At 26.3% G+C, this 7,384-nt stretch carries 6 protein-coding genes; 1 reads left to right on the forward strand and 5 read right to left on the reverse strand.

From position 1 onward, the window contains the following. Positions 1 to 192: 192 nt before the first annotated feature. Positions 193 to 1,500 (reverse strand): MATE family efflux transporter, encoded by a 1,308-nt coding sequence (locus Q0V09_RS05370; RefSeq protein WP_297405885.1) that lies wholly within the window; start codon positions 1,498 to 1,500, stop codon positions 193 to 195. Positions 1,501 to 1,615: 115 nt separating this feature from the next. Here Q0V09_RS05370 and Q0V09_RS05375 point away from each other — a divergent pair, with 115 nt between their 5' ends. Further along, entirely contained in the window at positions 1,616 to 2,410 is a 795-nt protein-coding gene (locus Q0V09_RS05375; RefSeq protein ID WP_297405886.1) for a MerR family transcriptional regulator, read from the forward strand. A gap of 37 nt (positions 2,411 to 2,447) precedes the next feature. Here the strand turns inward: Q0V09_RS05375 and Q0V09_RS05380 are convergent, their stop codons facing one another. The 4 genes from Q0V09_RS05380 to Q0V09_RS05395 form a co-directional block, all read right to left on the reverse strand. Continuing rightward, on the reverse strand, positions 2,448 to 3,566 hold the full coding sequence (locus tag Q0V09_RS05380) for a M20/M25/M40 family metallo-hydrolase (protein ID WP_297405887.1): 1,119 nt from the start codon (positions 3,564 to 3,566) through the stop codon (positions 2,448 to 2,450). A 36-nt stretch (positions 3,567 to 3,602) separates the two neighbouring features. Then, a complete protein-coding gene (locus Q0V09_RS05385) occupies positions 3,603 to 4,283 on the reverse strand; it encodes a hypothetical protein (protein ID WP_297405888.1) in 681 nt (226 codons plus the stop codon). A gap of 36 nt (positions 4,284 to 4,319) precedes the next feature. Next, positions 4,320 to 5,033, reverse strand: a complete 714-nt coding sequence (locus tag Q0V09_RS05390; protein ID WP_297405889.1) for a DUF5058 family protein — start codon at positions 5,031 to 5,033, stop codon at positions 4,320 to 4,322. Positions 5,034 to 5,261: 228 nt separating this feature from the next. Continuing rightward, the gene (locus Q0V09_RS05395; protein WP_297487521.1) at positions 5,262 to 7,373 is read right to left on the reverse strand and encodes a hypothetical protein; all 2,112 of its coding nucleotides are present in this window, start codon (positions 7,371 to 7,373) and stop codon (positions 5,262 to 5,264) included. Positions 7,374 to 7,384: the final 11 nt, after the last annotated feature.

Below are 7,384 nucleotides of genomic sequence, written 5' to 3' on the forward strand. Positions count from 1 at the left end.
TCTCCAAAATAAACCTCCTTAAAATAGAATATTTCTATTATATTACGTTAAAAAGCAAAAAAATCTTTTAATATTTAAAAAAATAAAAAAGACTTAAACTTCAAGTCTTTTTTGGAAGGTTAAATCTTAATAAATGGCAACTCTTTAGAGAAAGGTATGATAGTTTATTCTAAAATAATAAAAAATTCCTTTTTAATTTAATAATATTTTTTTATGAGAATATTCTTTTATAAATAAATAAATATTCCAAGTTATAAATGATAATAATTCTGAAAATAAAACACTTAACCATATTCCTTTTAATCCAAAATATTTAGTGAAAATATATATAATTATTGGTAAAAATACAAATGATCTTAATATACAAATTATATTTGAGTCCATGGGTTTTCCTATTGCTTGATAATATCCTGCTTGAATAATATTCAATCCAATTATAAAAAATGATAAATTAAATAAAATAAGACCAACATATGTTTCTTTAATTATTATTTGATCCTCGGTAAACAGTCTAATTACTGAGTAGCCATATTTATAAAAAAAGAAAAATGAAATAAAATTAATAAAAAATGATGAAAGAAAACTTATCTTATAAAAATAAGAAACTTTTTTAAAACTCTTAGCTGCAAAATAATAACTAAATAACGGTTGAACTCCAAATGATAAACCTAATAAAAGCATATATATATTTGTTGTAATATAGTTAATTATTCCAAAAGAAGCTATTTCATTTTTGCTTCCAATTTTTAGTAAAGCCATATTCATACAAAATACAATTATTGAAAATGTAATCTCTGTAAAAAAAGAGGGAAATCCAAGTTTTACAAAATGTTCAATATTTGTTTTATTAAATTTACTTTTACCAAAAGATAAATGCCCTTTCTTAAAAAAGAAATGAAACATAATTAAAAAAACAGTTAAACTCTGTCCTATTCCAGTGGCTATAGCTGCTCCTTTAATTCCAAAATCCATTTTAAAAATAAATATATAATCAAATAAAATATTAGTTAACGCTCCTGATATTGTAGCAATCATAGCTAAATTAGGATTGCCATCATTTCTTATAAAACTTCCAAGTGAGATCCCTATTATATTTGGAATACAAAATATAGAATAATATTTTAAATATGTTACAGAAAGAGGAATTAATTCATCTTTAGCTCCTAAAAAAATTACAATTTCCTTAGCAAAAAAAATACATAAAACACTTAAGATTAAACTTATTATTATTAGAAACTGAAAAACCTCTCTAAAAATAATAACTCCATTTTCAATTTTTTTATGACCAAAATTCTCTGATATTAATGTTCCCCCACCAACAGCAAACATTGAAGCTATACCAAAGAAAAAAATAGTCAAAGGAACAACAATATTAACAGCTCCTAAGGCTAAATCTCCAACACCTCTTCCTACAAAGATTCCATCAACTACAGCATATAGTGATGAAATAAACATAGATAAAACAGATGGTAATACATACTTATTAAATTCTTTAAACATTTTAATCCTCCTTCATTTTCTAAAAAAAGTATATACTCTATTGTTACAATAGAGTCAATGGATTTATATTGGATTTTTAAAAAAAATTAGATATAATGTTTTTGAGGTGATTTTATTGTTTTCAATAGGAGATACAGCTAAGTTAAATAATATTACAGTACAAACTCTTCGTCATTATGATAAAGAGGGATTATTAAAACCTATTTATGTAGATGAAAATAATGGATATAGATATTATTCTATAAATCAATTTTTACAAATTGATTTTATTAGAAGATACAGAACACTTGGTTTTTCTGTTCAAGAAATAAAAAATATATTGTTTTCAGGAAGTTCCTTAGATAGTATTTTAGATGGAATAACATTTCAAAAAAATATGATTTCTCAAGAGATTCAAAGATTAAAAGAGATTGAAAAAACATTAAATATAATGGAACGTTCAATTTCTATTGGAAAAGAAAATTTAAATGAAAATATATCAATAAAAGATATATCTTTTTTCTCCCTAGGAAGTTATATAGGAGATATTACAAGTGTTGATGAGATAGAATTTGCCATAAGAAAAGCTTTTAAAAAAATTAAAATTAACTATGAAATTAGTGATACTCTTGTTATTTTAAAAGCAGATAGAGCGTTCTTTGAAAAGGAAAAGAAAATTATTTATACAGAACTATTAATAGGTTCTAAAACTAAAGAAAGTGGAGAAAAAGTAAATTTAAAAGGAGCTTCTATTTTTGTTGAAGGAGCTGTTTTTGAAAGTAATATTCATTATAAAAATTTATTAAAATTTAACACTAAAAATAATTTTAAAAGTTCTAACTATTTTTATGAAATCTATTATATTTCTAAGCTAGATACCAATAATAAAGAATACTCTTTAATTAATATTTTATTACCTATAGAAAAATAAAAAATCCTAGAAGTAAATTTCACTTCTAGGATCTATCTTATTTGCTTATATAGTTTATTACCGCTTCTGTTGTTTTGCAAAGCTCATTAACATCCAATGACTCATTTACAGTATGTACATTATACATTCCAACTCCAATTATAATTGAATTATATCCTCTTTCAGCAAATATATTACTATCAGAACCTCCACCTATAACTTGAAGCTGAGTTTCAACTCCCATAGCCTCATATACTTTTGCAAACTCTTTTGCAAATTTTAAATCATCAATTGGTTTTAATGCTGGAAAATCACATACCTCTTTAAATTCAAACTCCCCACCAAAAGAGCTAACGGCATCTTCACAACACTTTTTATACCCTTCTAAAGTTTCTAAGATTGTCTCTTTTGAATGACCTCTAACTTCTCCTGTTGCCACACATAAGTCAGCAACAACATTACTTGGGAAACTTGATTCAATTGTTCCCATATTTGATGTAGTTAAAGAATCTATTCTTCCCATTTTCATATTCCCAATTGCTATTGATGCTAATTGAATAGCATTCAGTCCCTTTTCAGGTTCTATTCCTGCATGAGCTTTTCTTCCTTTGAAAGTTATTCTAAAGTTATATCTACTTGGTGCTGTATGAGCAATTAAACCAGCCCTACCAGCATTATCTATAACAATAGTATCCTTTGCTGGAATCATATGAGTTGGAACCCTATCCCAATCTATATTTTTTGCTCCAAGCATTGCATCCTCTTCACAAGGAGTTAAAATTAAATAGATATCTTCATGACTAATATTATTTTCAATAATAGTTCTTAGAGTTTCGATAATTGAAGCTATTCCCCCTTTATCATCTCCTCCTAAAGTTGTAGTTCCATCAGTTTTAATAATATTCCCCTCAATAATTGGATTAACTCCCTTTGATGGTTCAACTACATCTGTATGAGCTGCTAAAGTAACTCCCTTTCCATCAACATTTCCTTTTAATTTTCCAAATATAGTAGGTGCTGTTCCACCATAATTTACATATCCATTATCTAAGTATATTTCAAGACCCATTTCCTCTAAAAGTGTTACTAAATAATCAGCATACTCCTTCTCTTTTAAAGATGGTGAGTGTATTTTTATCATCTCTATAAAATTAGCTATCATTCTCTCTTTATTCATTTTAACCTCCCTTAACTATAAAATTTATAATTTTAATTAAGCTGCTTGAGCTTTTGTTTGTGCTTCTTTTGTCATAAGTATTTTAGCATAGTATATTGTAGCAAATACAGATACTACAGTAACTAAGAATGCTGGTTTACCTGGAATAAAGTCTACTATTTTAATCATAGCATATGAAACTCCTAAAGAGAATACTGCTGCTTTTGGTGATTTCATTGCAAATTGAGTGAAAACTCCTCCAAATAATGCAGGTATAATAAGATTTAACATTTGCATAAATGATGCTGGTAGTGCTGATAAAATTGTTTCTCCTGCTATAATTGAAAGAACTAAGAAGAATGCTCCAACCCATATTGAAACTCCAATTCCAATTGTACCCATTATTGATCCTTCATCTGTTCCTGCTAAATGTCCTGATGCTTCTTGTGCTGAAATTGCTGCTGGTATTCTCATATTTACAAGGTTACCTGATAAGAATCCCATGTATAATCCTGCTCTTCCAACTATTGGATAGTAACTGATTGGCTCACTAAACCAGAAAGCTCCAGATACAGATATTTGAGAAATTGCTCCTGCAGCTATTGCTGCTAATCCTGGATTAAATCCAAAGTAAAATGTCATTAACATAGCTGGAGCAAGTGATGCAATTACTCCTAATAATATTGTAACTCTACCAATTTTAGTTACTTCGTCTATATACTTATCATAAATATTCATATGTTTGTTCCTCCTAATTTAACTAATTTAAGTTTATTATACTAAAAATGTTCCTACAAAAGCTCCACCAAACATAGATATTGTTAAACTCCACTCTTTTAACCAACCTATATTTTTCTTAGTCCCTATTGTCATTGAAAGGAACATTAATAATGCTCCTACAAGAGCTGATATAGTGATATTTGGGTTTTTGTTATACTGCATTACATTTCCAACATTAAAGAATGCAAATGACCCTAACATTGCTCCTAAACCTATTGCAGGTAATAAAGCTTTTCTTCCATTTGTTAATAATCCATTTACCTTATCCATCTTGTGAGCAAAGAAAAATACAAATATTAAACATCCTAGTAATCCTAAAGCCATTGTCCAAAGAGCATTTGTAAATACAACTGGTAACATATCCATACTTAATTCATGCCCCATTGCCTTTGCTCCGAAGTTAGCTGCCATGGCTTCATAGTTTGAACCACCGATTAAGCTTAATCTAACAAAAGATACAGCTGATCCCATTGTTACTATAAGAGCTAGTAAACTTCCTACAACACCCATTGCAGGTCCAACACTTGCTAACGCACTTGTTTTAATTCCTTTTTTCATACTTTCATCTGTTATTCCTAATTTTTTTCCAGTTACAATTGCTTTCTTTATAATAAGTCCTGATTGAATTAATGCTAATGAAACTCCTAATATAGCTACAGCCCACATTAAATAATGTGTTGCATATTGCATGTGACCTAATTTTTCCATGATTTCCTCCTAAAGTTTAAAATATCTTTAAATAGTCCTTAAATAATTTATATCACACTTGTACTTATAATACAACATTTTTTTATAAAAAGAACGTATTTTTCCGTAATAGTTCACTTTATATATAATGCACACTTAGTTCAAGACTTATTTATAGCTTGTTTATACAAAAATAACATTTTGTGTCCTAAATTAAAAAGATCACTCTATTTAAAGAGTGATCTTTTTTTATCTTTTTATTGAAATAATTACTTCTATACTTCCTTTATATTGACCTAAAACAACTTCTTTTGGAATATCTAATTTTCCATTAATATTAATAATATACTCATCATCTAAACTTCCTTTACTCACGTAGTAATTTTCTATTTGAGCATTTAATTTTCCCTTTAACATAGAAAATAAATCAATATTTTTTTCTTTTATTTCTATACTTATATTTCCTTTTATCTCTTTTGATGTTTCTATTAAAATTTCCCCTTTAGCTAAATTATTTTTTTCTCCAATAAAAACATTTCCAAAATCCATTGGAATCTTTTCCTTTATAATAAACCAAATACTAGGAAATTCTAACTTAAACATATGTTCTGTTATTTTCTCATTTTTTCTTTTTATATGTATATTTAAATTTTCACTTCTTTCTAAACTTGCTCCATTTCTTTTTAAAACTAAAGAAAGATCTCCATTTTCAAAAAATATCGTAATTATACTTCCACATTTTAATAATATATCTTTTTTATTTAAATTTTCATTTTTATCTACTATTCCAACAGACATTCCATTTATAAATATTTCATCATCTGCCTTTGATTTTAGCAATCCATACCCTTTAATATTTTCAAGAATAACTCCATCTGGATTTGGAAATTTTAAACTTATTTCCTCTAATTTATCATAGTCTATTGAGTTGAAATTTATTCTATTTTCATCTAAATATGATGGCATAAATCTCAGTGTACTACTTCCTTTAATTAATGGATTTTTATTTAAAGTTATTCCTAATATTAAATTTTTAAAATGCTTAGTTCTTCCTATTTTTATAATAGGATTGCTATTGGAGGATTCAATTTTATAAGTTTTGCTTTTAGGCAATCCTTTTGGTAATTCTAAAAATAAATTAGCACTTTTCCCTTTTCCTGTTAAAAACGTTAGATTCATACTAGGTTCTTTTTTATCAATTAATTTCAATATTCCTTTCATAGGATACGGAATTTTAGTTTCCTCTTCTATTAAAGTTACACTTTCTTCAAACTCTATTCTAAGACCAATTTCATCTGTCAAAAGGCCTTTTTTTTGTTTAGTTATTTCCATATTATAATTTTGAAGTTGTAATTTTCCTAAATCTATAATATCACTATCTAATGATAATTGTTTTATAATCTGCTCCTCTTTTTTTATTTGAGAATTACTATTATCATAATAAATAAAAGAATCTAACTTAGGAAGATGAAAACCTAATCTATAATATTGATTTACTGTATTAGAAGATCCAGTATAATGTTTTACTACTAAACTTCCCTGAGAAGACTCATAATTCCATTGATCCAATTTTATATAAGTATTTCCATCTCTTTTATAAAATAGAGATATTTTATTTCCTCCACCTATATTTAAATTCTCCCAATGACTTCCTCCTCCACTACTTCCTATAACTCCTGATATTTTATTTCCTCTATCATCTTCAATTTCAAAATCATGTTTCCCTTGAGAATTATTATATTTATCTATATTTCCTATTAATGCTAAAGTTTTATTATAATCATAGCCATCTTGTGGTTGATTAATATAATTAATATTACTATTTATTAACGATATCTCTTCATTTTTTAAAATTGGTGATCTTTCTGAAAAATATATATCTCCCTTTATAGGATTTACTAATTTGGAAATTATTGTTATGCTTTCTACTAATTTACTCTTAAATTTTCTCTCTGGAAGAACTGGCGGAACAGGTGTCTTATCTGCATTAAATCCTACAAATACTAATTCATTATTATTATTACTTTTTAAGTTATATTCTACTTTATCGCCATTATCTACAAATTTTTTATACTCTTCTGGTTTCAAATGAATATATATATTCTCGCTTTCTCCTCCACCATTTTTTGTAGAATTTTTAATATTCATATTTAATTTTCTTTCTATTTTATCTCTATTAAAACTTAATTCTGCTTTTATAATTTTATTAGAAACAGAAGATTTAGTCTCTAAATAAACACTGTTATTTAAAGAGATATATGGATTTTCATTTGAATTTTGTTTTAAAATTTCAACATTCATATGATAAAAAGATACATTTCCTAAATTTATTGTTTTTATTCTTTTACAAAATTTTATCACTCACAGCATTG

Origin of the sequence: uncultured Cetobacterium sp. (genome assembly GCF_947039425.1) — a bacterium.
Lineage (GTDB): Bacteria > Fusobacteriota > Fusobacteriia > Fusobacteriales > Fusobacteriaceae > Cetobacterium_A.